The 26,660-nt window shown below is 42.7% G+C and carries 24 protein-coding genes and 1 tRNA gene; 1 reads left to right on the top strand and 24 read right to left on the bottom strand.

From position 1 onward, the window contains the following. Positions 1 to 65 precede the first annotated feature (65 nt). A complete protein-coding gene (gene lnt / locus BMX44_RS12685) occupies positions 66 to 1,550 on the bottom strand; it encodes an apolipoprotein N-acyltransferase (RefSeq protein WP_245738927.1) in 1,485 nt (494 codons plus the stop codon). Between the two features lie 234 nt (positions 1,551 to 1,784). Here lnt and lysS point away from each other — a divergent pair, with 234 nt between their 5' ends. After that, positions 1,785 to 3,296, top strand: coding sequence for a lysine--tRNA ligase (gene lysS / locus BMX44_RS12690; protein ID WP_090633646.1), 1,512 nt, complete (start codon positions 1,785 to 1,787; stop codon positions 3,294 to 3,296). Positions 3,297 to 3,369: 73 nt separating this feature from the next. On the opposite strand, the gene xerD is transcribed toward lysS, so the two are convergent. The 23 genes from xerD to pstC form a co-directional block, all read right to left on the bottom strand. Further along, positions 3,370 to 4,284 (bottom strand): site-specific tyrosine recombinase XerD, encoded by a 915-nt coding sequence (xerD, locus tag BMX44_RS12695; RefSeq protein WP_090633648.1) that lies wholly within the window; start codon positions 4,282 to 4,284, stop codon positions 3,370 to 3,372. Further along, complete coding sequence (locus tag BMX44_RS12700) at positions 4,271 to 4,777, bottom strand: methylated-DNA--[protein]-cysteine S-methyltransferase (RefSeq protein WP_090633651.1); 507 nt, start codon at positions 4,775 to 4,777, stop codon at positions 4,271 to 4,273. The genes xerD and BMX44_RS12700 overlap by 14 nt, the downstream gene beginning before the upstream one ends. Before the next feature lie 423 nt (positions 4,778 to 5,200). Then, positions 5,201 to 7,117, bottom strand: coding sequence for a molecular chaperone HtpG (htpG, locus tag BMX44_RS12705; RefSeq protein ID WP_090633653.1), 1,917 nt, complete (start codon positions 7,115 to 7,117; stop codon positions 5,201 to 5,203). 209 nt (positions 7,118 to 7,326) lie between these two features. Then, the gene (gene nuoN, locus BMX44_RS12710) at positions 7,327 to 8,772 is read right to left on the bottom strand and encodes an NADH-quinone oxidoreductase subunit NuoN (protein ID WP_090633655.1); all 1,446 of its coding nucleotides are present in this window, start codon (positions 8,770 to 8,772) and stop codon (positions 7,327 to 7,329) included. Positions 8,773 to 8,818: 46 nt separating this feature from the next. Beyond that, entirely contained in the window at positions 8,819 to 10,303 is a 1,485-nt protein-coding gene (locus BMX44_RS12715) for an NADH-quinone oxidoreductase subunit M (protein WP_090633657.1), read from the bottom strand. A gap of 74 nt (positions 10,304 to 10,377) precedes the next feature. Next, positions 10,378 to 12,318: an NADH-quinone oxidoreductase subunit L gene (gene nuoL, locus BMX44_RS12720; protein WP_090633659.1), complete on the bottom strand. Its 1,941-nt coding sequence runs from the start codon at positions 12,316 to 12,318 to the stop codon at positions 10,378 to 10,380. Between the two features lie 59 nt (positions 12,319 to 12,377). Beyond that, positions 12,378 to 12,683 carry an NADH-quinone oxidoreductase subunit NuoK gene (gene nuoK / locus BMX44_RS12725; RefSeq protein WP_090633661.1) on the bottom strand — a complete coding sequence of 102 codons (306 nt, stop codon included), beginning with the start codon at positions 12,681 to 12,683 and terminating at the stop codon, positions 12,378 to 12,380. Positions 12,684 to 12,735: 52 nt separating this feature from the next. After that, positions 12,736 to 13,341, bottom strand: a complete 606-nt coding sequence (locus BMX44_RS12730; RefSeq protein WP_090633662.1) for an NADH-quinone oxidoreductase subunit J — start codon at positions 13,339 to 13,341, stop codon at positions 12,736 to 12,738. 19 nt (positions 13,342 to 13,360) lie between these two features. After that, entirely contained in the window at positions 13,361 to 13,849 is a 489-nt protein-coding gene (gene nuoI, locus BMX44_RS12735) for an NADH-quinone oxidoreductase subunit NuoI (protein WP_090633664.1), read from the bottom strand. A 15-nt stretch (positions 13,850 to 13,864) separates the two neighbouring features. After that, positions 13,865 to 14,962 carry an NADH-quinone oxidoreductase subunit NuoH gene (nuoH, locus tag BMX44_RS12740; protein ID WP_090633666.1) on the bottom strand — a complete coding sequence of 366 codons (1,098 nt, stop codon included), beginning with the start codon at positions 14,960 to 14,962 and terminating at the stop codon, positions 13,865 to 13,867. Between the two features lie 24 nt (positions 14,963 to 14,986). Then, the gene (gene nuoG / locus BMX44_RS12745) at positions 14,987 to 17,392 is read right to left on the bottom strand and encodes an NADH-quinone oxidoreductase subunit NuoG (RefSeq protein ID WP_090633668.1); all 2,406 of its coding nucleotides are present in this window, start codon (positions 17,390 to 17,392) and stop codon (positions 14,987 to 14,989) included. 82 nt (positions 17,393 to 17,474) lie between these two features. After that, entirely contained in the window at positions 17,475 to 18,752 is a 1,278-nt protein-coding gene (nuoF, locus tag BMX44_RS12750; protein WP_090633670.1) for an NADH-quinone oxidoreductase subunit NuoF, read from the bottom strand. After that, entirely contained in the window at positions 18,749 to 19,225 is a 477-nt protein-coding gene (nuoE, locus tag BMX44_RS12755) for an NADH-quinone oxidoreductase subunit NuoE (RefSeq protein ID WP_090633673.1), read from the bottom strand. Before nuoE ends, nuoF begins: the two co-directional genes overlap by 4 nt. Before the next feature lie 5 nt (positions 19,226 to 19,230). After that, positions 19,231 to 20,484 carry an NADH-quinone oxidoreductase subunit D gene (locus BMX44_RS12760; protein WP_090633676.1) on the bottom strand — a complete coding sequence of 418 codons (1,254 nt, stop codon included), beginning with the start codon at positions 20,482 to 20,484 and terminating at the stop codon, positions 19,231 to 19,233. A 43-nt stretch (positions 20,485 to 20,527) separates the two neighbouring features. Then, positions 20,528 to 21,151, bottom strand: coding sequence for an NADH-quinone oxidoreductase subunit C (locus BMX44_RS12765; RefSeq protein WP_090633678.1), 624 nt, complete (start codon positions 21,149 to 21,151; stop codon positions 20,528 to 20,530). A 4-nt stretch (positions 21,152 to 21,155) separates the two neighbouring features. Beyond that, positions 21,156 to 21,635, bottom strand: coding sequence for a NuoB/complex I 20 kDa subunit family protein (locus BMX44_RS12770; protein ID WP_090633679.1), 480 nt, complete (start codon positions 21,633 to 21,635; stop codon positions 21,156 to 21,158). Between the two features lie 4 nt (positions 21,636 to 21,639). Continuing rightward, positions 21,640 to 21,996: an NADH-quinone oxidoreductase subunit A gene (locus BMX44_RS12775; protein ID WP_090633681.1), complete on the bottom strand. Its 357-nt coding sequence runs from the start codon at positions 21,994 to 21,996 to the stop codon at positions 21,640 to 21,642. 89 nt (positions 21,997 to 22,085) lie between these two features. Beyond that, a tRNA-Leu gene (locus BMX44_RS12780) sits at positions 22,086 to 22,170 on the bottom strand. A 48-nt stretch (positions 22,171 to 22,218) separates the two neighbouring features. Then, positions 22,219 to 22,614, bottom strand: coding sequence for a preprotein translocase subunit SecG (secG, locus tag BMX44_RS12785; protein WP_090633683.1), 396 nt, complete (start codon positions 22,612 to 22,614; stop codon positions 22,219 to 22,221). 19 nt (positions 22,615 to 22,633) lie between these two features. Next, a complete protein-coding gene (gene tpiA / locus BMX44_RS12790; protein WP_090633685.1) occupies positions 22,634 to 23,392 on the bottom strand; it encodes a triose-phosphate isomerase in 759 nt (252 codons plus the stop codon). A gap of 199 nt (positions 23,393 to 23,591) precedes the next feature. Beyond that, positions 23,592 to 24,374, bottom strand: a complete 783-nt coding sequence (gene pstB / locus BMX44_RS12795) for a phosphate ABC transporter ATP-binding protein PstB (protein WP_090633689.1) — start codon at positions 24,372 to 24,374, stop codon at positions 23,592 to 23,594. 4 nt (positions 24,375 to 24,378) lie between these two features. After that, positions 24,379 to 25,314 carry a phosphate ABC transporter permease PstA gene (gene pstA / locus BMX44_RS12800; protein ID WP_090633691.1) on the bottom strand — a complete coding sequence of 312 codons (936 nt, stop codon included), beginning with the start codon at positions 25,312 to 25,314 and terminating at the stop codon, positions 24,379 to 24,381. A 16-nt stretch (positions 25,315 to 25,330) separates the two neighbouring features. After that, positions 25,331 to 26,263, bottom strand: coding sequence for a phosphate ABC transporter permease subunit PstC (pstC, locus tag BMX44_RS12805; RefSeq protein ID WP_090633694.1), 933 nt, complete (start codon positions 26,261 to 26,263; stop codon positions 25,331 to 25,333). Between the last annotated feature and the right edge of the window lie 397 nt (positions 26,264 to 26,660).

Here is a 26,660-nt window from a genome sequence, read left to right on the forward strand (position 1 = left end):
CCCGATACTGAAAGTTCGCTTATTCTCTGCCTTTGATCAGCAATCAGAAGCTACGCAAAACTAAACTAGGTATTGCGTCCAATTCTGTGCGATACGATCCATGCGGTTCCGAGTAAAATACCGATCAACACCAGTACAAAATAATTTCCCAGCTTCACATAAGGTGTTGCTCCGGTAAACCCCTGAGCGCTTCCATGGAGCCCGGCAGTAGTAAAAACAGGTATTTGCTCCAAAACACTGCCTCGTTCATTAATAATGGCCGTTAAGCCCGTATTGGTAGCACGCAGCATGTAACGCCCGGTTTCCAAAGCACGCATTTGCGATATCTGCAAATGCTGATGCGGGCCGATAGATCGACCAAACCATGCATCATTACTGACATTAACCAGCAGTGTTGCCTGCGGTAACTGCTTAATAATTTCTTCGCCGAAAACATCCTCGTAACAGATATTAACGCCAACCTGTTGTCCGGCCAGCTGCAACGGCTGCTGATCGGAACTGCCACGCGAAAAGTCTGATAGCGGAATTTGCAATACATCAATTATCCAGCCAAATATCGGCTTAAATGGAATAAACTCCCCAAACGGAACCAAATGGTGTTTACGATACACCTGTTCAGGCGAGGCTCCAAAGCTAAACATGCTGTTGTAATAGGTATCATTACCGTTTGTCGCGTGTTCAGCCAAACCAATGAGCACGTCGCCGTTATTTTCTTTTGCATGATCAGCCAGATAAGCCAGATATTCAGGTGGCACTGCATCGTTGAAAAGCGGTATCGAAATTTCGGGGGTTACTATCAGACGGCTGTTACTCTCGAGTATCAGCTGCGCGTATGTATGCATCGTTTTTTCTATATGATCCTCGCGCCATTTTAGATCCTGCTCGATATTGCCCTGTAACAAACTAACAGAGACTGGTTCGTCAACAGGTTTAGTCCAGTTGATAAACTGCATACTGAATCCGATTAACCAGATCCCTCCTAGAAATACACCAAGGCGCCAGACGATTCTGCTCCTTTGAATCAAAAAACTGAGTAGTGCGGCGCTTAAAACCAATACCAGGGAAACGCCATAAACACCCATAATCGGAGCGAATCCGGCCAAAGGGCTTGCGGGAACCTGAGAATAACCAAGTGCTAGCCAGGGAAAGCCGGTAAACAAAGTTCCACGCAACCATTCCATCAGCACCCAGATCGCCGCAACAATCATTATCCAGGCGTATGGTTCAGTCCGGCCCATGCGAACAGTTACCCAGCCTGTAACCGCAGGAAAAAATGACAAATAAGCACAAAGTAACACCAGCGCAAAAATAGCAATAGCTGGCGGCATGGCACCAAAATCATGCAGACTGACATACAACCAGGTAACGCCGGCGCCAAACAAACCCATACCATACCAAAAGCCTAACGCAAATACCCGAGTCGCAGAAGCGGCGTCACGCCAAAGATAAAACAAAAAAGCCAGTGTAATCACGGGCAATGGAAACAAATAAAAGGGCGCAAAACCGGGTACAGTCAGTACACCAAGAAAAATTGCAATTAAATTTTTAATAGTATGATTTCTCAACCGAAAGATAATGTTCGTTTATTTTTCCGAGCGAGTATATCATTCTGCGAGTATGAATGATCATCTATATACTGAGTCACACAGGTATATTGTTTAGAAAAAATCAAATTTTTTATCTGCCGGAGAATACAGATTGCAGTTTACTGCGTAAGTCTGACTGTTTTGCGTATAATACTTCCCCTAAACTACCGATGAGCCACAACACGAAACAAACCAAACATGTCACAGGAAAAACCATCCGTTCAATCTCAGCACGATGAAAACCAGATCGTATCCGAGCGTCGCGCCAAGCTTGAAGCATTGCGGCAAAACGGCAACGCATTTCCAAATACTTACCGGCGTGAAAATCTTGCAGCAGCATTGCACACCCAGTATGGCGAACAATCGAAAGAATCGTTTGATGAGCAAGAAATCAAGGCAAAAGTTGCTGGTCGCATGGTACTCAAACGTGTTATGGGCAAAGCTAGTTTTGCAACCATCCAGGATATGAGCGGACGTATCCAGCTATATATCTCGAATGATCATACCGGTGAAACAGTGCATGCAGCATTCAAGCACTATGATCTTGGTGACATTCTAGGTGCCGAAGGCACGCTGTTTAAAACCAAAACAGGCGAGTTATCTATCCGGGTTACCGACTTGCAGTTGCTGACAAAATCCTTGCGTCCATTACCGGAAAAATTTCATGGTCTTACCGATCAAGAGCAAAAATACCGACAGCGTTACCTCGATCTGATTACAAACGAAGAAACACGAAAAGTTTTTACTCTGCGATCCAAGATTATCCAGGCCATTCGTGATTTTCTTGTCAAACACGAATATTTGGAAGTGGAAACGCCGATGATGCACCCGATACCTGGTGGAGCAACAGCGCGCCCTTTCTCCACACATCATAATGCACTCGATATGGAATTATTTCTTCGAGTGGCTCCCGAGCTGTATCTTAAACGCCTGGTTGTCGGTGGTATGGAAAAAGTTTTCGAAATCAACCGTAATTTCAGAAATGAAGGTATTTCCACACGGCATAATCCCGAATTCACCATGCTTGAATTCTATGAAGCTTACCAGGATTATACCTATCTGATGGATTTTACAGAAAACATGCTGCGTTTTGTTGCCGAGACCGTTTTGGGGGCCACATCACTGCAATATCAACAACAGGTTATTGATTTCAGCAAACCTTTCAAGCGAATGACCATCACCCAGGCCATCATGACATTTCACCCCGAATACTCAGAGAAACAACTGTCAAGTCGCGAATTTTTGGCTGAACGTTTGACTCAACTCGGTATTCATTATAATCCAAATGACGGTATAGGCGGCTTGCAGCTATCGCTGTTTGACGAGACAACTGAACATTTATTGTTCGACCCGATATTTATCATTGATTATCCCGCAGAAGTCTCTCCGTTGGCCCGGCGCAGTAACGCTAACCCGGATATCACAGATCGATTCGAACTGTATATAGCGGGCCGTGAAATCGCCAACGGTTTTTCAGAATTAAATGATCCAGACGATCAGGCGGAAAGGTTTTTGGCGCAGGCCAAGGCAAAGGAAGCAGGTGATCACGAAGCCATGCATTATGATGCCGACTATATACGTGCCTTGGAATATGGTTTACCACCTACGGCGGGCGAAGGTATCGGTATAGATCGACTGGTAATGTTATTTACAGACAGTCAAAGCATTCGCGATGTAATTCTGTTTCCACAGTTGCGCAGGGAAGAGTAGTCGCCGCACTTTTGTGCTTTACACGCTATCCATTTGATCTCCACTTGCACGTGTAATAGTATAATCTGCGATTTTATCCTCGAGGATGGTGCTTGCTGTGCAGTTGCTTTAAACGTTCTCTGGCGATGTGTGTATAGATTTGCGTCGTCGAAATATCTGCATGACCGAGTAATAGCTGCACCACGCGTAAATCAGCACCATGATTGAGCAGATGTGTAGCAAATGCATGCCTCAGTGTATGCGGTGAAAGATGTTTTTTTATTCCTACTGTTTGTGCGTGCCGTTTGATCAAATACCAGAATGCCTGACGAGTCATAGCACCCCCGCGTGATGTAACGAAAACTGTATCAGTCACAATCCCTTGAAGCAATAAAGGTCTTGACTGACGTGTGTATCGGTTTAACCAATCGAGTGATTCTTCGCCCAACGGAGTCAGCCGTTCTTTTCTTCCTTTCCCCATTACCCGGACGATACCCATGTCCTGACTGACCTGTGAATACTTCAAGTTAATCAATTCAGAGACCCGCAACCCGCTGGCATATAACACTTCGAGCATTGCTCGGTCCCGCAGCCCCAAAGGATTGTTCAAGTTGGGCGCATTCAATAACTGCTCAACTTCGGCTTCTGTCAGGCTTTCCGGCAGGTTCCTCAGCAGTTTAGGTGTTGCAATATTCAGGCTCGGATCAACCTGAATTTTTCCCTGACGCAATAAATACCTATAAAATCGTTTTAAACTCGACAATTCCCTGCTTGTTGTACTCGCTTTCACTTTGGCCGATACTCTGTCAGCCAGAAAATCAAGTAAATCAGCATGCGTAGCATCTATCAGCGATTCGCGCTTTCGATGAGAATGTTTGTAAAGCCAATCAGCAAAAAGTTGCAGATCGTTTCGATAACTTTGCAATGTATTGCGAGAAAGACCGTCCTCTAGCCATAATACATCGAAAAACTCATCGAGTACTTCCGCGTTCTGTTCAGATACTCTCATGCTGTAATAACCATCGTTTTATTTCCAACGGTTCTCCTTCCCTGGCATTCATAAAACCTCCTAAACCACCATTTTTTGCGACAACCCTATGGCAAGGTATAACAATTGGAATTTTATTAGCGCCGCATGCCTGCCCAACAGCTCTTGGTGCCGAATGAATCGTTGCTGCAATCGCTGCATAACTGCAGGTCTGGCCACTTGGAACCTGTTGAATTTTCTCCCACACTCGCTGTTGATGCACTGTCCCACTGACATGTAATGAAAGATCAAACGTATAGCGTGGGTCGGCCAAATACGCTGCCAATTGTGCGCATACCTCTTTTGCTAATGGTGTTATCGGAGCTTTGAGCGGTGAATTTAGCGGTAGATAATCGATTTCCGTCAGCCAGTCCTCTTCCGTACATATACCGAGAACCGCAAAAGGCGCAAGTATCTTCGCCTGATAGGAGCGGACAACCGTAGTGACTTTCTGATGATTTATGGATTTATTCACTATTTTTATTCTATTTTTCTGAATTTACGAAAAATAGTATTTCTAGCCTAAACCCAATAGACTCTGAAATTGTACTAAAGTTGCACCTGTATTATTGCGTGACAAGACATGAACAAAACAAAGCGAGAGAGACAGACGCACCAACTTCACAACAAAACAATTTTTCAACAGGGGTTTGCAAAAGCCATGAGTAACGGCTCTGAATAGGAATTTTGTGAATATGAAAATTGTTTTTACGTGAGGAAAGATCTATTGCTTTTGTCTGCTCGTTTCACTTTGAAGATCTATGACATGGCAAACCGAATGAAACCATCCATAAGAAAGAAACCGTTCCAAAGCTGACTTAATCAATAAGCTTCCAGCAGGTATATGTGCGACTTGATGGAAGCTTATTTTTAAGCACAGGTGGTCGGTTTTAATGATTTAGCGTCCACTCAAAGTTGCCGATAAAAGCAAGTCATTAAGTCTTTTAACGAACAATGCAGGATCATCTGGCTGACCGCCTTCGGCCAATAATGCTTGGTCGAAAAGAATGTGGCTCCAGTCATCAAAATGACTGTTTTCCGTTTTAAGCCGTTTTAGCATTGGATGATGCGGATTTATTTCAAGAATAGGCTTGGAATGATTTATTTTCTGTCCAGCTTGCTTCAGCAGACGCTCCAAATTACCGCCCATATCATAATTATCAGCAACAAGACAAGCTGGAGACTCGGTCAAGCGTAGCGTCACGCGAATGTCCTTCACCTTATCTTCCAGTGTTCTTTTCATTCGTTCGACGAGTTCCTGATATTCATCAGCTTCTTTTTGTTGCTCTTCTTTTTCTGCTTCATCCTCAAGATTGCCAAGGTCTAAACCACCTTTGGCAACAGACTGCAGTTGTTTACTATTGAACTCAGTCAAATGACTGACAAGCCATTCGTCAACCCTGTCTGCTAGCAACAATACTTCTATTCCTTTTTTTCGGAATACTTCCAAGTGAGGGCTGCTTTTAGCTGCTTTGAGAGTATCCGCAGTTATAAAGTATATTTTTTCCTGCCCTTCTTTCATACGGCCGATATAATCTTCGAGGGAAACCCCTGGCTCTTCAGATTCACTGGCAGTTGTTACAAAGCGAAGCAATTTGGCAATCCGGTCCCGATTGGTAAAATCCTCACCCACTCCTTCTTTTAAGACTTGACCAAATTCTCGATAAAATGTGCTGAATTTGTCTTTTTCATCATCAGACTCACCTTTGGCAAGATCTTCTATCATTCCCAACACCTTTTTGATAGAACCCGCTCTGATGGCCTCGATATCTTTCGACTCCTGTAATATTTCACGCGATACATTTAGTGGCAAGCTGTTTGAATCAATAACGCCACGAACAAAACGCAGATAATTGGGCATCAGTTTATCTGCATCATCCATGATGAAAACACGCTGTACATAGAGTTTAATACCATGACGGTGTTCCCTGTCAAATAGATCAAATGGTGCGCGTGACGGAATATAGAGCAATTGTGTATATTCCTGTCGACCTTCAACACGGGCATGCACATATGTCAACGGCGGCTCAAAGTCATGTGCGACATGCTTGTAAAATTCATGATATTGCTCCACAGTTATTTCACTCTTTGGCCGTGCCCACAATGCGCTCGCCTGATTGATGGCCTCATCCTCGTCAATTATTTTATTTTTCTTCTCTTCATCCGACCATTCTTCTTTTTTCATCAGGATTGGCAAGGTAATGTGGTCCGAATACTTACGGATAATATTGCGTAACCGCATACCATTTAGCAAATCGTCTTCTCCTTCACGCAAATGGAGAATAATCTCGGTACCACGTGTTTCCTTGTGAATCGTCTCTAGGCTATAATCACCCTCACCACTGGATTCCCAACACACACCATGTTCACTTGTGAGACCAGCGCGCCGTGTTTTGATCGTTACTTTGTCTGCAACTATGAACGCTGAGTAAAAGCCCACTCCAAACTGGCCTATCAAATGTGCATCTTTAGCTTGGTCGCCAGTTAATGATTCAAAAAACTCCCTAGTACCCGATTTGGCTATAGTGCCTATGTGATCAATAACTTCCTGTCGGGACATACCAATACCGTTATCCGTAACAGTTATCGTGCGGGCGTCAACATCATAACTGACTTGAATTCTCAAGTCAGAGTCGGATTCATACAGCGCAGCATCAGTTAATCCCTCAAATCTCAGCTTATCGGTCGCATCTGATGCGTTCGAAATCAATTCCCGTAAAAATATCTCCTTATTGCTGTATAAGGAATGAATCATCAGTTTGAGTAATTGTTTGGCCTCCGCCTGAAAGTTCAGATGTTCTTTAGTTGTTTCCATTTGCACAGTTCTCTCCTTCAAACAGTCAATTGAAAAAGAATGGGGATAAATTCCCTAATATCAAGTAAATGCGGGAAAAAATTCTTATTTGGAGCGATAGAATTAAATCGACGCGCTAGATAACAAGCGCTGGGTATTAATTACAGAAATCTATTCAAATCCAGAAATATGGATTTGTATGTTCGCTAATTTATTCAGACCAGTTTCAGTCACATTGAATTCTGAATGGCGTAAAGGCTCAGTCCCATCAACGACTGAGGAAAAATACCAAGTACAAGAACTGCTAGACAGTTTGCGCTGACCAACAATTTTACGTCGCCTTTGACTGTTAGTGGTTCTTCTGTTTCTGGCGCATCGAAATACATAAATTTAACTATTCGTAAATAATAAAATGCACCGATCAAAGAGAAAATAACTGCAGCAACTGCAAGCCAGACGAATCCAGCATTTACGACGGCTTGTAAGACTGCTAGCTTGGCATAAAAGCCTACCATGGGTGGAATGCCGGCCAATGAAAACATAAGTAGCATAGTCATCAACGCATACCATCCATTTCTTTTACTAAGTCCCTTAAAATCGCTGATCTTTTCCGCCTCAAAACCACTGCGCGACAAGATCATTATCATTGCAAAAGTTCCCAGTGTCATCAATACATATGTAATTACATAAAAGAGTGAGGCACTGTATCCATTCCAGTCTGCGCTTATAAATCCCAGAATCAGGAAACCCATATGCGAGATAGTAGAGTATGCCAGCATGCGTTTAATATTCGTTTGAGCTATTGCCACTATATTTCCAATTGCCATTGACAATACAGCAAGTATCACAAGCATACCCTGCCAGTCAGCAACCATCGCACCCATTCCTTCTATGAGCAGGCGCATCACAAAAGCAAATGCTGCAAATTTTGGAGCCGAGCCGATAAACAAAGTGATTGCAGTTGGCGCACCTTCATAGACATCGGGAGCCCACATATGAAACGGCGCGGCGCTCAGTTTGAAGCTGATGCCTGCAACAATAAAGACAAGGCCGATAACAAGTACATCATGATTTCCCACGCCATCATGAATGGCTTCCGATACGTTTAAAATATGTAATGAGCCGGTCGCACCGTAAACCATAGACATACCATAGAGGAGGAAGCCTGAGGCCAGTGCTCCAAGTACGAAAAATTTCATGGCTGCCTCTGTTGCTGCAAAGGAATCACGACGTAACGCAACCAACGCATATAAAGACAAAGACAACAATTCCAGTCCTATATAGAGCGTCAAGAAATGACTGGCTGAAATCATGACCATCATTCCAAGCGTCGCAAAGAGAATAAGGCTGAAAAATTCACCTGTCAAAATTCCACGTTCGCTCACATAGGTATATGAATAAATCAAGACAGCCGACACAGTGACATAAACCATTATTTTTAGAATGTCCGCCATAGTATCGTCAACAAACATTCCTGAGAATGTATAAATTGTCTCCGTTGAAAATGAGACAAATGTCAGCAATCCACACCCAATTAATGCAACCTGTGCAAGATAATAAGTGATGTAACGTTTTTTTTCACCAGTTGCAAGATCTGCCAGCATTATTACGCATACCATGATCAGTAAAAAAATTTCAGAATAAGCTGGTGTAAAATCAGGTGGTAAAAAATTCATTTATAAATCATCCTCATCTCGAGAAATTTATTATTCTTATAACTCACTACAATTTGCTGTTACTAATATGATCCAGCAGATTATCGACTGTCACATGCATAACATCGGTCAATGGGAATGGATACACGCCAAGCCACAAAACCGCAATGGCTAAAATGGCTAACAACACAAACTCGCGTTTGGACAAATCCCGCAATCCTTCCACTGATGGACTGGCTATAGCGCCAAAGATAACGCGCTTATACATCCATAAAGTATAGGCTGCACCAAAAATCAGCGTGGTTGCAGCAAGAAATGCATACCAAAAATTTACTTTAACTGCACCCATAATAACCATAAATTCACCAACGAACCCACTGGTTCCCGGCAGTCCTGCATTTGCCATCGCAAACAGCATAAAGAAAGCTGCAAAAGCAGGCATTTTATTTACGACGCCACCGTAATCGGCAATCTGCCTAGAATGCAATCTATCGTATAAAACACCGACACATAAGAACATGGCTCCGGATATGAATCCATGGGAAATCATCTGCACCATGGCGCCTTCTATTCCATAAGCATTAAATAAAAATAATCCAAGCGTCACAAACCCCATATGTGCAATAGATGAATATGCAATCAATTTTTTCATATCCGCCTGCATCAATGCGACAAGGCCTATATACACCACAGCAATTAACGATAGTGCAATCATCATTTCAGCCAGATAATGACTTGCATCAGGAGCGATCGGTAATGAAAATCTTAAGAAACCGTAACCACCTAGCTTCAACATGATGGCTGCCAGCACCACAGAACCACCGGTTGGTGCTTCCACGTGCGCATCTGGCAACCATGTATGTACTGGCCACATAGGTACTTTTACAGCAAATGCAAGCAAGAACGCTACAAAAATGAGTATCTGCGCACTTAGCGGTATGGGTAATTGGTGATAGTCAATAATCGAGAAGCTGCCTCCCGACGATTGATAAAGATAAATGAAAGCGACTAACATAAGCAGCGATCCGAGCAGGGTATACAGGAAAAATTTGATGGCAGCATAAACCCTGTTAGGTCCTCCCCAGATACCGATAATCAAAAACATCGGTATTAGTGACGCCTCCCAGAAGACATAAAACAATACAGCATCCATAGACGCAAAAACGCCATTTACAATACCCGACATTATCAGAAATGCTCCCATATATTGGGATACGCGTTCCTGTATGATCTGCCAACCTGCGATTACAACTAAAGGCGTTGTAAAACAGTTCAACAAAATTAACGGCATGGATATGCCATCAACGCCGATATGGTAATAAACATTCAGACGTTCAAACCAGACATGATTTTCAACAAATTGCATCGCGCTAGTTGCTGGATCAAATCCGGTATAGAGTGGAAGGGCTATTAAAAAGCCCAAAATTGAACCTGTTAGCGCTATCCAGCGGGCCAATGGTGCATTTCGATCACCTCCCGTCGCAAGGATTGCGATACCAACGAGGATTGGTAACCATATAATCAGACTTAAAAGCGGGAAACCAAACAGCATGTCATTTCCGTTCTATTTGTTAGAGTTATTCGTTGCGTTTTTATTGGAAAGGAATTATATTTTAATTCATGGACTTAGTATAGCCATATAGTTAGAATAGCAAAGATACCAACTATCATGGTGAAAGCATAATGATAAATGTATCCGGTCTGAAAACGTTTTGCTAAAACAGCAAACCCAGCAACCAATTTGGCCGATCCATTAACTATAAATCCATCAATTAATTTAATATCCCCAATTTTCCATAGACCGGAGCCTAGTGCACGCGCACCGCCGGCAAACAACCAAGAATACAATTCATCAATGTAATATTTTTTATCCAATATCGTATAAACAGGGCCAAATATTGTCTTTATTTTCGCCGGAATATCAGTTCTTATCGTATACAAGTACCATGCAGTCAGTATACCGGCAAGTGATAACCAAAATGGAGCCGTCACTAGTGCATGCAGCATCATTCCACCTATTCCGGTAAATTCGGCGGCCAATTTTTCTATTGCTGCATGCTCAGGAAGTACGTATATAACATTTTCAAAATAATCTCCGAATACGATTGGACCGATAAACCAACCTGCACCGACAGTCGGTATAGCTAAAACCACCAACGGTAACGTCACTACCCAAGGTGATTCGTGCAGATGCGATTTGGTATGTTCGTCCATCCTCGGTTTACCGTGAAATGTCATAAAAAGTAATCTGAATGTATATAACGCAGTAACAAATACCGTCGCCAGCACACAGAAATAAGCAAATCCTGCATAAGGAATATCAGCAAATGCAACCGCTTCTATAATTGCGTCTTTTGAAAAGAAGCCGGAAAACCCAGGTACTCCAGCACTGGCCAATGCTGCAATGAACATCGTCCAGTATGTAATGGGCATGTATTTCTTTAACCCTCCCATTTTTTCCATATTCTGTTCATGATGCATCGCAATAATCACTGATCCAGCACCTAGGAACAATACAGCTTTGAAAAAAGCATGAGTCATTAAATGAAATATCGCTGCTGAATAAGCTGATGCTCCAAGAGCGACAGTCATATAACCAAGTTGTGACAATGTGGAGTACGCAACAACCCGTTTGATATCGTTCTGTACGACAGCAACAAATGCCATAAATAGCGTTGTAATTCCACCCGCAACTAAAACGACCGAGAGCGCCACATCAGAAAGCTCGAACAATGGCGACATACGTGCCACCATAAAAATCCCCGCAGTCACCATTGTCGCGGCATGTATCAATGCAGAAATAGGTGTAGGACCTTCCATTGAGTCTGGCAGCCAAACATGCAAGGGGAACTGCGCCGATTTACCCATTGCACCTATAAATAACAGAATGCAAATAACGGTAATAACAAGCCATGAAGAACCAGGAATAAATTCAAAGCTCTCGCCTGCCAAGTCAGGTGCCTGCGCAAATACACCTGCATAATCCAATGTGCCGAAATGCATCAATACCAGTGCTATCCCCAGCAAAAACCCAAAATCACCAACCCTGTTAACGAGAAAGGCTTTTAAATTTGCATACGTGGCTGTTGGACGCGTATACCAGAAGCCGATAAGCAAATATGACACCAACCCAACAGCTTCCCAGCCAAAAAAGAGCTGTAAAAAGTTATTCGACATGACCAGCATCATCATCGAAAATGTAAACAAGGAGATGTAGCTAAAGAACCGTTGATACCCTGGATCTCCCTGCATATATCCAATGGTATATATGTGGACCATCAGCGAGACTAAGCTGACAACCACCATCATGGTAGCTGATAGCTGGTCGATCAAAAAACCAATTTCGAAGCTTGTATCGCCTGTCACAAGCCAAGTGTATACTGTTCCATTAAATACATTGCCGTTTAAAACATCCCGAAAAATAATTAAAGACGCGAGAAAGGAAATAAATACGAACGAAATAGTAATTCGATGACTCCAAACCGTACCTATATAACGGCCAAATAATCCGGCAACAATTGCACCCACCAAAGGCGCAAGCGGAACCAGTAAATAAAGTGTCTGCATGTCTGTCTATATATCTAAATGTCGGTTATTTTTTTATTCGGATCCGTGTCGTAACCAAACTAACCCTTTAAACGATCCAAATCATCTACATTAATTGTTTTTAGATTACGAAATAATACGACCAGTATCGCCAGCCCAATAGCAGCTTCAGCCGCAGCGACTGTTAGGATGAAAAAGACGAAAACCTGTCCTGATATATCCTGTAAATAGTGTGAAAAAGCAACGAAATTCATATTCACTGCAAGTAGCATTAACTCAATTGACATCAAAATAATGATGACATTTTTTCTATTGAGAAATATGCCTACTATTCCAATCGAAAATAAAATCGCACCCAGTACGAGATAATGAGACAACGAAACCAAGCTGACTTCCTCTTATTTTTTTTTCAAATAAATTTCACTAACAATCTGTTTTTTATTTCTTTCTTTCTGCCTGCATGGAAACAATACGAAGTCGTTCCGCTTTTTTCACGTTTACCTGTTTAGCGATGTCTAATGTTTTCTTATCTTCACGGTGACGCAAGGTGAGGGCAATTGCGGCGATCATTGCAACTAGTAACAAAACAGCAGCTAGTTCAAAAGCATAAACGTACTCTGTGTACAACAACCGTCCTAATTCTTTGGTATTACTATAATCTGCAGTTTTTGGCTCCGGTGCAGGCATCTCTTCAAGACTAAAATGCTGTCCAAACATAATCATAGCAATCTCGACAACCATCACCAGCGCCACAAGGCCACCAAGAGGAAACCACTTCCAGAATCCTTCCTTCAGTTTTTCCAAGTTTATATCAAGCATCATCACAACAAACAAAAACAGCACCATCACAGCACCAACATATACAAGCACAAGTGTAATAGCTAAAAATTCTGCTTCTAACAGCAGCCAGATACCAGCGCAGGTGACAAATGCCAGAACCAGTAGCAGCGCCGAATACACCGGATTACGAACGGTAATCACCCCCAAAGCTGACGCAATTAATACGGTTGAAAAAAAATAAAATATAAAATCCTGGAAATTCATCAGTTTCTATCCGTTCATTTCAGCGATAAGGCGCATCTGATTCTCGATCTTTGGCAATCTGTTCTTCATAGCGGTCACCTATTGCCAGCAACATTTCTTTCGTATAAATCAAGTCGCCCCGTTTCTCGCCATGATATTCAAGAATTCTCGTTTCAACAATTGAATCAACAGGACAGGACTCCTCACAGAATCCACAAAAAATGCACTTAGCAAGATCAATATCATATCTTGTTGTTCTTCTTGTGCCATCTTCCCGTTGTTCCGAGTCTATTGTAATTGCCATAGCTGGGCAGACTGCTTCGCACAATTTACAGGCTATACAACGTTCTTCGCCGTTTGGATAGCGTCTCAGGGCATGTAGTCCCCGAAAACGCGGTGACTGGGGCGTCTTTTCTTCCGGGTAATGTACTGTTATTTTGGGTTTAAAAAGATAACGCCCTGTAACCAGCATGCCTTTCCACAGTTCCAATAGCAGAAAAGTACTAAAAAATTTTTTGATTCGATTCATAATTTGCTCTCTTTTCTAGAACCAAAGATTGAGCGGAAAATCACCCCGCACAGTTTCAGGCAACTGCATGATACCACCCAGAACAACAATCCAAATAATTGTTATTGGAATAAATACTTTCCAGCCCAATCTCATAATTTGATCATAGCGATAACGAGGAAATGTAGCGCGAAACCAAAGAAAAAAGAATAATAAAAACGCTATTTTCAACAGTAACCAGATAAATCCCGGAATCATATTCAATGGTGCAATATCCAATGGCGGTAACCATCCACCCAGAAACAAGATTGCGGTCAAGGTTGCGACCAATATCATATTCGCGTATTCAGCTAGAAAGAACACTGTGAAAGCCATACCCGAATAATCTACGTGAAAGCCGGCTACAATTTCTGACTCACCTTCTGCCACATCAAATGGGGCACGATTGGTTTCAGCTACACCTGAAATAAAATAAACCAAGAACATTGGAAATAGCGGAATCAGATACCAGCTCAACAAACTATCACCTTGCTGTCCATTAACGATATCTCCCAGATTCAGACTTTGAGACATCATGAGAACGCACACTAGCGCAAATCCCATCGCAAGTTCATAGGATACTACCTGTGCTGCAGAACGCATCGCACCCAAGAAGGCATATTTTGAATTTGATGCCCACCCAGCTATGATCACACCATAAACCCCCATCGATGTCATTGCTAAGATATACAACAATCCCGCATTAATATCAGCCAGCACAAGTTCTGCAGAGAAAGGCACAACCGCCCAAGCAGCTAGGGCTGGCATAATCGTCAGTATTGGTGCAAGAATAAAAAGAAACTTGTTTGCTCCGGTCGGAATAACAATTTCTTTCATTAAGGCTTTCACCGCATCGGCTATTGGCTGCCCCCAACCCCGCAACCATGGTATGCCAAAAAATGTAACTCGATTAGGCCCGACACGGATCTGCATATACGCGATGATCTTACGTTCTGCAAATGTAAGATACGCAACTCCCAGCAACAATGGCACAATAATTGCGGATATAAATGTTACATTGGATGCAAGCGTATATAGCATCCCCCCCCATTCAAAGCCAAAAAGCTGTTCGAATATCTGACGTATAGATTCCATTAATAAATCCTAATCCTCAATGCATTAAATTTTTTCTATTGTTACCGCTCCAAACAGTGCGCCTAATGCATATGTTTTTGGATGAGCGCCAGGTAAGCGTACACAATTGGCTGGCAATCTATCATCACATGCTGCTTCCAATTTTATTGCCTCCTCTCCTTGTATTATTCGAATTTCGTCACCAGATTTAACATCAAGTGTTCTCATTAAAGAAGAAGCTAGCCAAGCTTTGATAGAATTCGCATCGTGTGTCTCCTGTAGAGAATCTGCCCGACGCACTATCGGGTCAGCTTGGTATATAGGTATTTCTCCAATACGCTGAATAATACCTTCTTGATGAACACCAAAGTCTAAAACTGAACCTCTAATACTGTTGCTCAAGTATTTATCCAAGTCGACGTCTGTTAAAAAAATATCATCGCGCACCTGCTCAACCGTTTCATATTCAAAACCATTCAAACTCAATAAATTTGCCAATACTCGCAATACTTTCCAAGCAGGCCTCGCTTCACCGAGAGGAGAAACAACGCCATTAAAACTTTGGGCGAGCCCTTCTGTATTGACAAATGTTCCGGAAGTTTCAGTAAATGGTGTGATAGGTAGCATTACATCAGCATATTCATGTACGTTCCCTTTGTAGATGCTCAGAGACACCACGAAATCTGATGCTTTCATTGTGTTCATTGCTTGCTGAGCATTATACGTATCGAATTCAGGTTCCACGTTCATGAGGATAAAACCGCGGCATTTATTTTCAACAGTCCCGCCAAGCATTTGCGCAGCATTCAGCCCAGCAGGTGCTCCTGTATATAATCCAACCGCTGCTGACAGGCCAGTTAAATCAGGTATGGCTCCAGCCATGTATGCACCTACACTATTAGCTGCTTCACCCAATACTCCAAATGCCGCCCCGGATACCTCAGCAATTGCATTTGATAAAATATGAATCTTTGTATAATCCGGATGATGCTGCACCAAATTCCCTAGATACACCGCAGCTGGTGTATTTTCTATCAAACTCAGGGCAATGGCTTTAGTTTGCGATGTTTCTTCATCTTGAATAGAGGACAGTATTTCTTTAAGTTCGTGCGGATATTCAATGCCTTTCGCCGCTGACACCTCCTTTAGCACGCCAGCCAGTGTTCTCGCAATCATATCCGGAGCAGCAATGACTTTATTGCTAACTTTAGTCAACAAATCGTCATCTACCGGGTTGATAACATTAAGCGCCATGCCTTTCTTTACCGCCTGTCTGATTCTTTGTGCAATCAGCGGGTGGTCTTTTCTTAATGTACTACCAACTATCAGAATTGATTTCTGCTCAGATATTTCCGCAATACTCGTACCTAGCCATGGAATACCATGCAATTGCTTATCAGCACTGAAATCTGATTGACGTAATCGGTGATCAATATTGCCACTTCCATATTCGCGCATCAATTTTTGAAGCAGATATAACTCCTCTGTTGTACTATGTGCAGAGCCGAGTGCACCCAGTCCTTGAGCACCATATTTTTCCTTGATCATCAGTATATTGTTCGCTGCAAATTCCAGCGCTTCCTGCCAACCGCATTGCTTCCAAACTCCATTCTGTTTGATCATCGGCCGCGTCAATCTATCTTCCGAATTTAAGCCTTCATAGGCAAAGCGGTCCTTGTCTGAAAGCCAGCATTCATTAATCGCTTCGTTATCTCGAGGAAGTACTCGCATAACGCGATTCTGTTTTACTTGAACAACCAAATTCGATCCCAGACCACAGTGCGGGCTTATCGATTTCCTACGTGACAACTCCCATGTACGAGCCGTATAACGAAAAGGTTTACTGACTAAAGCGCCCACAGGGCATAAATCTATTACATTCCCTGATAATTCTGAATCAACTGTTTTACCAACAAAAGACAGAATTTCTGAGTGTTCACCGCGACCAGCCATTCCAAGTTCCATAATACCTGCGATTTCTTGGCCGAAACGCACGCACCGAGTACAATGAATGCATCGAGTCATATCAGTAGAAATCAGTGGCCCCAGGTTTTTATTGGTAACCACCCGTTTTGCTTCCTGATAGCGCGATCCACTTGAACCATAGCCAACCGCAAGGTCTTGCAGTTGACACTCACCGCCTTGGTCACAAATCGGACAGTCCAGAGGATGGTTAATCAACAAAAACTCCATAACACCCTTTTGTGCCGTCACGGCCTGCTTAGAATGGGTATACACTTTCATACCATCCATAACTGGCGTAGCACAGGCTGGCAATGGCTTAGGCGCTTTTTCTACCTGAACCAGACACATCCGACAATTTGCCGCTATCGATAACTTTTTGTGATAACAAAAATGTGGAATATAAATTCCGATTTCTTTGGCACCATCCATAATGGTGCTGCCTTTAGGTACGGAAACAGTTTTACCGTCGATTTCAATATTGACCATCGGCTACAATTCTTTTTTAAAAATTTCGTGTTAAATAAAGCGAAGCATATTCATTTGGGATGCCAATCAAACACTCACTTACTCACACCATGCACTTCTTATGTTCAATATGATATACAAACTCATCTCTGAAATGCTGAATCATGGCTCGAACTGGCATTGCTGCAGCATCACCTAGCGCACAAATTGTCCTACCCTGAATGTTGTCAGCTATATCGTCAAGCAGCTCAATATCTTCTTGACGGCCCTTTCCATGTTCAATACGATTTATGATGCGATAAAGCCATCCTGTGCCTTCACGACAGGGAGTGCACTGACCACAGGATTCCTCAAAATAGAAATACGATAAACGTTCAAGAGCTCTCACCATACAGGTCGTTTCATCCATAATTATGACAGCGCCAGATCCCAGCATTGAACCCGCTTTAGCAATGGAATCATAATCCATATCTGTTTCCATCATAATCTCACCCGGTAGAACCGGCATCGACGATCCTCCGGGTATGCATCCCTTCAGCTTGCGACCATCGCGCATCCCTCCGGCCAAATCCAGTAACTCTGCAAATGGTGTGCCCAACGGAATTTCGTAATTTCCGGGTTTGTTCACATGCCCGGATACTGAAAATATCTTTGTACCACCATTATTTGGTTTGCCCAGTTTCAAATATTGTTCACCGCCGTTACGAATGATCCAGGGAACAGACGCAAAAGTTTCGGTGTTGTTTATCGTAGTCGGCTTCCCATACAAGCCAAAATTTGCCGGGAACGGTGGCTTAAAGCGGGGTTGTCCCTTTTTGCCTTCTATAGACTCGAGCAGCGCTGTTTCCTCTCCGCAAATATAAGCGCCGTACCCGTGATGATTGTACAGTTGGAAGTTAAAAGAAGAGCCTAAGATATTCTCACCGAGATATCCTGCCGCCCTTGCTTCATCGACAGCTTCCTCCATACGCTCGTAAGTTTCCCAAATCTCTCCGTGTATGTAATTATAGCCGGCTTTTGCGCCCATTGCATACGCTGCGATAATCATTCCTTCAATCAGAATATGTGGGTTATAACGCAAAATATCTCGATCTTTAAATGTACCAGGCTCACCTTCGTCTGAATTACATACGATGTATTTATCTCCCTGATATTCCTTGGGCATAAAACTCCATTTCAGGCCTGTCGGAAATCCGGCACCACCGCGTCCACGTAAAGCAGATACCTTGACTTCTTCTATTATTGCTTCAGGAGTTAGATTTTGTGACAAAATTTTTCTAAGTGCCGCATATCCATCTCTTTTCTCATAACTTTTCAAGCGCCAGTTCTCAGAATCTGATGGATCAACACCGTTAAGCAGTGTTAGCGGATACGTTTTCATTTGCGCATTTCCTCCAACATCTCATCTATTTTTTCGTTAGACATGAAACTGCACATACGCTTATTATTTACCAGCATAACAGGCGCATCTCCACACGCACCCATACACTCACCTTCTTTCAATGTAAATTTTCCGTCGGACGTCGTTTCATTAAATCCAATACCCAATTTCTGTTTTAGATATTCTGCCGCATTATTTCCACCTGACAACGCACAAGGCAAATTTGTGCAAACGGTTATCTTGTACTGACCCAGGGGCTCGAGATTATACATGTTGTAAAATGTAGCCACCTCATACACAGCAATTGCTGGCATATCCAAATAATCCGCGATGAAATTCATTGTCTCGTTAGCCAGCCATCCTTTTTCGTCTTGCGCAATTGCTAAGGCGGACATAACTGCAGATTGCTTTTGATCGGCTGGATACTTCGCTATCTCATGGTCAATTTTTTTCAGGGATTCAGCACTTAACATTTTTATTATCTATCTATTTCACCAAATACAATATCTTGTGTCCCAATGATTGCAACCACATCTGCAATCATATGACCACGAGACATCTCATCGAGCGCAGCCAAATGTGCAAAACCAGGCGCCCTAATTTTCAATCGATAGGGCTTGTTAGCACCGTTGGAAACTAAATAAATTCCGAATTCACCTTTAGGATGTTCGATACCTACATAAGCTTCTCCCGGAGGCACGTGAAATCCCTCCGAAAAAAGTTTGAAATGATGAATCATTTCCTCCATATTCTGCTTCATGTTGATACGCGATGGCGGAGCAACTTTATGATTATCGGTTATCACCGGACCCGGATTCTTCCGCAGCCAGTCAACACATTGTTTAATTATTCGGTTGGACTGACGAAATTCTTCCATACGCACTAAATAGCGATCATAACAGTCACCATTGGCGCCTACAGGAATATCGAATTCCATCTGATCATAAACCTCATAAGGTTGTTTTTTTCTCAAATCCCATTCCACACCAGACCCACGCAACATCGGCCCTGTAAAGCCAAGTGCTTTTGCGCGTTCAGGCGAGACCACGCCAACATCCACAAGTCGCTGCTTCCAAATACGATTATCTGTCAGCAACGTTTCATATTCATCCACATAGGTTGGAAAGCGCTCGGTAAAATCTTCTATGAAATCAAGCAAGGATCCTTCTCTGTTTTGATTTCTTATTCGTGTCTGCTTATCGCTGTGAATGGCCGAAGACTGGTATCTAGGCATTGTATCGGGAAGGTCTCTATATACGCCGCCTGGCCGATAATAGGCAGCATGCAATCTCGCACCGGAAACTGCTTCATAGCAATCCATCAGATCTTCTCGTTCCCGGAATGCATAAAGAAACATGGTCATCGCTCCAACATCAAGTGCATGCGCACCAATCCACAGCAAATGATTCAATATTCGAGTTATTTCATCAAACATCACCCGTATATACTGCGCACGTACCGGCACATCTATCTGCAGCAATTTTTCGATAGCCATCACATAGGCATGCTCATTGACCATCATTGACACATAGTCCAATCGATCCATATATGGAACTGACTGCAAATATGTTTTATTCTCCGCGAGCTTCTCGGTGGCACGATGCAATAGGCCGATATGCGGGTCTGCACGCCGAACTACTTCTCCATCTAGCTCCAGGACCAAACGCAACACGCCATGCGCTGCCGGGTGTTGCGGTCCAAAATTCATGGTGTAATTTCTTATTTCCGCCATACTTTGATTTAAAAATCTGATCGTTAATTAAGCGAGTCCGATACTAATCCGCATGGCTATCGCCATAATTTTGCTCGCGGATTACAAGTGGTGTTATTTCACGTGGTTCTATGCTGACAGGCTGGTAAACAACACGTTTTTGATCTTCATCGTAACGCATTTCCACATAGCCTGAAATTGGAAAATCTTTACGAAACGGATTACCGACAAAACCATAATCGGTCAATATTCTTCTAAGATCTGAATGCCCCGGAAATACGATTCCGAATAAATCGAATGCCTCTCGTTCAAACCAATTCGCTACCGGCCAAATATCTGTAACCGAATCCACTACCGGAAACTCACTATCTTGTGCGAACACCTTCATACGCAAACGCTGATTTAGATCTACGGACAGCAAATGATAGACTACTGCAAAACGTCCGCCATCATATTGCCCTAATGCATGTGTATCATCTCCGTAGGTCGAATAATCCACTCCACAGAGATCTATCAGAGTGTCAAAACCTAGGTCTTGGTGGTCACGTAAAATCTCGCTGACCGAATGCACATGATTCGCTTGAACCACTATTGTCAGCTCATCAAAAAGTTGATGCAGGCTTACGAAACGACCTGCCAGAATTTTCTCTAGCCCCTCAGCCAGAACTTTTATTTTATTAGTATCCATATACTTACGACCGAGCAATCGTATTTGTGCGTTTTATCTTATTTTGCAACTGAATGATGCCATACAACAGCGCCTCTGCAGTAGGTGGACAACCAGGCACATAAATATCAACCGGCACAATGCGATCACAACCACGAACAACTGAGTAAGAGTAATGATAATATCCGCCGCCATTGGCACATGATCCCATTGAAATTACCCAACGCGGTTCTGCCATTTGATCATAAACTTTTCTCAATGCAGGAGCCATTTTATTGCATAGAGTGCCAGCCACGATCATCACATCCGATTGCCTGGGACTTGGACGAAAAACCACTCCGAAACGATCCAGATCGTAACGGGAAGCTCCGGTCTGCATCATCTCTACTGCGCAGCAAGCCAGCCCAAATGTCATTGGCCACATGGATCCTGTTCGCCCCCAGTTAATCACAGAATCAAGACTCGTTGTAACAAATCCTTTTTCTAAAGCACCTTCAATACTCATATTATTAATCCCACTCCAGTGCGCCCCGCGCCCATTCGTAGATAAAACCCACCACCAAAATGCCAAGGAATACCATCATCGCAACAAAGCCGAATAACCCAATCTCATCAAGCACTATTGCCCATGGAAATAAAAACGCAATTTCCAAGTCAAATAATATAAACAGTATCGCAACGAGATAATAACGCACATCAAACTTCATGCGCGCATCTTCAAACGCCTCAAAACCACATTCATAGGCTGACAATTTTTCTTTATCAGGCCGATTGGGCGCAAGTAACCATCCACCGATCATACATCCGGCACCAACCACAAAACCTACAATTAAAAATAACAAAATTGGGAAATAATTTTCAAGCATTTCTATTTTAGTTTATTCGTAAATCAATAGAGGCCTTTAAGTTGGCTAGAGAAATACGTCCACAAGCTCTTTTTGGCATTTAATCTATATGGTGCCGACGGCGAGAATCGAACTCGCACGGCTTTCGCCACCGCCCCCTCAAGACGGCGTGTCTACCAGTTCCACCACGTCGGCGGCTAACTTTGAACCTTTGCCAACGGTTCTGATAAAACCTTAAATATATTAATCGGGTATCTGGTCTGCTTTCGAAGCACGCTCTGCTTCAGTCACACTTGGCACCACAATTTCATCATTTTCTGGTTTTGCTTCGATGGAATCTTCTGGCACTGCGTTATCTTTTTGTACCTCAATTTCATCGAACGCGCCCATAATTCCAAGATCTTCAGTTTGATTCATCGAAAGATATGTCAGGCTCAGGCTCGTAATAAAAAACATTGTCGCGATTATCCCTGTCGTTCTGCTTAAGAACGTAGCAGAACCACTAGCACCAAACAAGCTTCCAGCGGAGCCACTACCAAATGCTGCTCCCATGTCCGCACCTTTGCCTTGCTGCAGCAGTATCAAAACAATTAATACTACCGCCAATATAACATGAATTGACCAAACCAAGGTTTCCAAAGTTTAACTCCAAATAATTTTAACTACGTATTGCACTGCAAATGGCGACAAATTCTTCGGCAATCAGCGATGCACCACCAATCAATCCGCCATCAATATCCGGCATTGCAAACAATTCTGCTGCATTATTTGCCTTCACACTTCCGCCATATAAAATCGTAAGCCCAGAAGCCACATCCGCATTTTGTTTTGCCACGCTCTGCCGAATAAAATGATGTATATCCTGCGCTTGTTGTGGAGTTGCTGTTTTTCCTGTTCCAATCGCCCAGACAGGTTCATATGCGATTACGGCATTTCTGAATGATTCAACTCCTGCCAGCTTCACTACTGTATTTAACTGCTCATAAATGACATGCTCAGTAATATCGGAGTCACGTTGCTCAAGCGTTTCACCCACGCATAAAATCGGCACCAGCCCCGCTTTTTGTGCAGCAAGATATTTTTCACCCGCTATTTGATTGCTTTCTCCAAAAAGCATTCTTCTTTCTGAATGCCCCACTATGACGTATGTACACTCAAAATCATTTAACATGAGTGCCGAGACTTCACCGGTGTAAGCACCACTTTCATGTTGGCTGACGTTCTGTGCACCCCATTTAATAGTCGAATTGTTCAGCGCGGATTGAGCTACTGCCAAATATGGATATGGAACGCACACCGCATAACTGGTATTGCTTCCAATTGTGGAAATATCTGTAACCAGCGTATTTAATAGCGAAACGCTATCTTTTAGGCTACCATTCATTTTCCAGTTACCAGCAACCAGCTTCTCTCGCATTTTGTATTCCTTGCTTACTCAAAATGGGCGATGCTACCTCTGATTTGCTGACGAGTCAATGTTATTGCCTATGACAAGTATGCAGAAGTGGTCAGGCATATAGCCTGCGCAGGTTCAAAAAAAGGGCTAAGTAGTTCGTGTTTTGTGTGGAACCAAGAAGTTAAATTACTAATGATAATTCATCAACAAAATACTACTATTATCCAAACCGACCTGTAATATAATCTTCAGTTTGCTTATTTTTGGGCTTGATAAATATATCATCTGTTTCACCAAATTCTATCAATTCACCGAGGTACATATACGCCGTGTAATCAGACACTCTAGCGGCCTGTTGCATATTATGCGTCACTATTAAGATTGTTACCTTATCCTTTAGGTCAGCTATTAACTCTTCTATGCTTGCAGTAGCTATCGGATCCAATGCTGAAGTCGGCTCATCGAATAACAGTATTTCAGGATTAGTTGCCAGTGCACGTGCAATACACAACCGCTGCTGTTGTCCACCAGAAAGGTTAAAAGCCAAATGATTTAAGCGATCTTTGACTTCATTCCACAACGCTGCGTTTCTCAATGCATCTTCAATTTTTTCATCGAGTATAGCCCGTTGTTTTATTCCTCTTACTCTTAAACCATATGCAACATTTTCATATATTGACTTTGGAAATGGATTTGGTTTCTGGAAAACCATACTGATACGCATTCGTACTTCAATTGGATCAACCTTTGGCGATAAAATATTAACATTATCTGGATACAATACAATATCGCCTTCATAACGGTTTCCAGGATACAAATCATGCATACGGTTATAGCATCTCAGGAAAGTTGATTTACCACAACCGGATGGTCCAATAAGTGCTGTGATCTTTTTATCATGCAGCACCATATCGATATTTTTCAATGCATTAAATGTACCATAATAAAAACTCAGATTTTTGACTTCTGACTTGTACCGATTTATCACTGCACTCTCTTGCATTTTTTTACCATTTAATGTTTTTACGCATGCGGTAACGCAAATAAATTGCCAAACCATTCATTGTCAATGTCATAACAACCAATACCAACCCTGCTGCCGCCGCATTCAGCTGAAACGCTTCTTCAGGTCGTGACACCCAGTTAAACATTTGAATCGGCATCACTGTAAATGGTGCAGTCAGCCATTCAAACGATATAAACGGAAACTCATTTGTAACAGGAGATGGTGGTAGAAAAGCAATGAATGTTAAAGCACCTATCGTGATTATAGGAGCTGTTTCACCTATGGCACGAGCGAGTCCAATAATAATACCTGTCAAGATTCCAGCAGAGGAATACGGCAGCAAATGATCAGAAACCGTCTGCCATTTCGTTGCACCCAGAGCGTAGGCACCCTCACGGATCGCTATCGGTATCGATCTTATAGCTTCTCTTGTGGCCACAATCACTACTGGCAATATAAGCAGTGCAAGTGCCATACCTGCTGCAAGAATGCTTTGACCAAAACCCAATTGATAGACAAATAACCCTAAAGCCAGTAAACCATAAATAATCGATGGCACACCCGCCAGGTTTGTCACATTGATTTCAATTATTTCTGTAAACAGATTTTTGGGCGCATATTCTTCAAGGTATACGCCTGCTCCGACTCCCAGTGGTACCGCCGATACGGCTGTGACCAACATTACCAATGTAGTCCCAACCCATGCTGATAGTATCCCCGCAGATTCCGGTCGGCGTGATGGAAACGAGGTAAAGAAATCCCAGGACAATCTTGGCAACCCATCAATTAACATTTGCGCAAATAATGCAATAAAAGTCAGAATTGCAATCATGAGCGCAATAATTCCAGTTATCATAAACAATAAATCCCAACGTTTATGATTGCTTATTTTTTTTCTAAGATCATCGAGCTCATTGGCACTTTTGGTGCGTTCCAGAAGCCCGCTTTTATTTTTAATAAATTTCACGATATCTTTTGCGCAGTTGATGGCCAATAATATTGAATATCAGTGTTATTAATAACAATGTTAGCCCTGCAGCAAAAATAGTTTGGTATCCGACACTGCCATGCGGCAAATCCCCCAAACTGACCTGTACTATATATGCTGTAATCGTTGCTGCGGGTTCCATAGGATTCCAAGTCAGATTGGGTTGCATACCTGCTGCAATTGCAACTACCATCGTTTCTCCAACAGCTCGGGATATACCTAGAATATACGCTGCCGCGATTCCAGAAAATGCTGCAGGCGTCACAACCCGTAAAGCAGTCTGAAATCGAGTTGCTCCCATCGCATATGACCCTTCACGCAATTGCATCGGCACAGCTCGCATTGCATCTTCCGTCATCGAACTGACATACGGAATAATCATTATTCCCATCACCAAACCAGCCGATAACAAACTAAAACCTGGCAACTCAGGAAAAATCAACTGCAGTAGAGGCGTTACAAACAACAATGCAAAATACCCATATACCACTGTCGGAATGCCCCCCAGCAATTCCAAAAATGGTTTGGCAATTTCGCGCACTGCAAAAGGTGCGAATTCAGAAAGATAGATTGCAATAATTGTGCCTAAAGGTAATGCCACCAACAGAGCAACCGCTGAACTAACCACAGTACCCGCTACTAGCGGCAAAATACCGTAATGTGCATCATCAAATAATGGTGTCCATTGTGTATCGGTCAGGAATTCCCAAATAGACACGTGCTTAAAAAAAACAACTGACTCCTTCACCAACATCATAATTATAGCCAGCATGATGACAACGGAAAGCAATGCAGACAAAAACAATATCGATTCTATAAATCGTTCATGAATTTTACGGCGATAGCTATAGCCTAGCTTGCCTACATATTCCTTTTTACTCGGCAATTCTTTTGACACAGGATTTTGTATGAACAAATTGACTGGATATTTTGCCAGCAAGATATTTGGTGAATTAGGTAATTTTGTGCACTTCTGTCAAACCAACACAGATTGACGAGCAACTACCTGAGCGCTGGGTTTCTATTAATTAAACTCCACCAAATTTGTTTCTCTCACATAGCAGACGCAAATGCAATTCTGAAACCATAATAATTCACTTTTGCCTGGCTTCAGAATTGCTCATATGTTGATTGTTGTTGATTACGACAAATTATTAATAATCGTCGTCGTCATCGTCATCGTCATCTTCCTCCCAATCATCCCAGCCGTCTTCCTTCAGCACAAGCTCGCCCTGCTCTTTGCTGGCATCCAGGTCCGTCATCGGCGCTTCTTCATGCACCAGGTTCTGATGACA

Origin of the sequence: Nitrosomonas marina, from assembly GCF_900110145.1 — a bacterium.
In the GTDB taxonomy this organism is placed as follows: Bacteria; Pseudomonadota; Gammaproteobacteria; order Burkholderiales; family Nitrosomonadaceae; genus Nitrosomonas; species Nitrosomonas marina.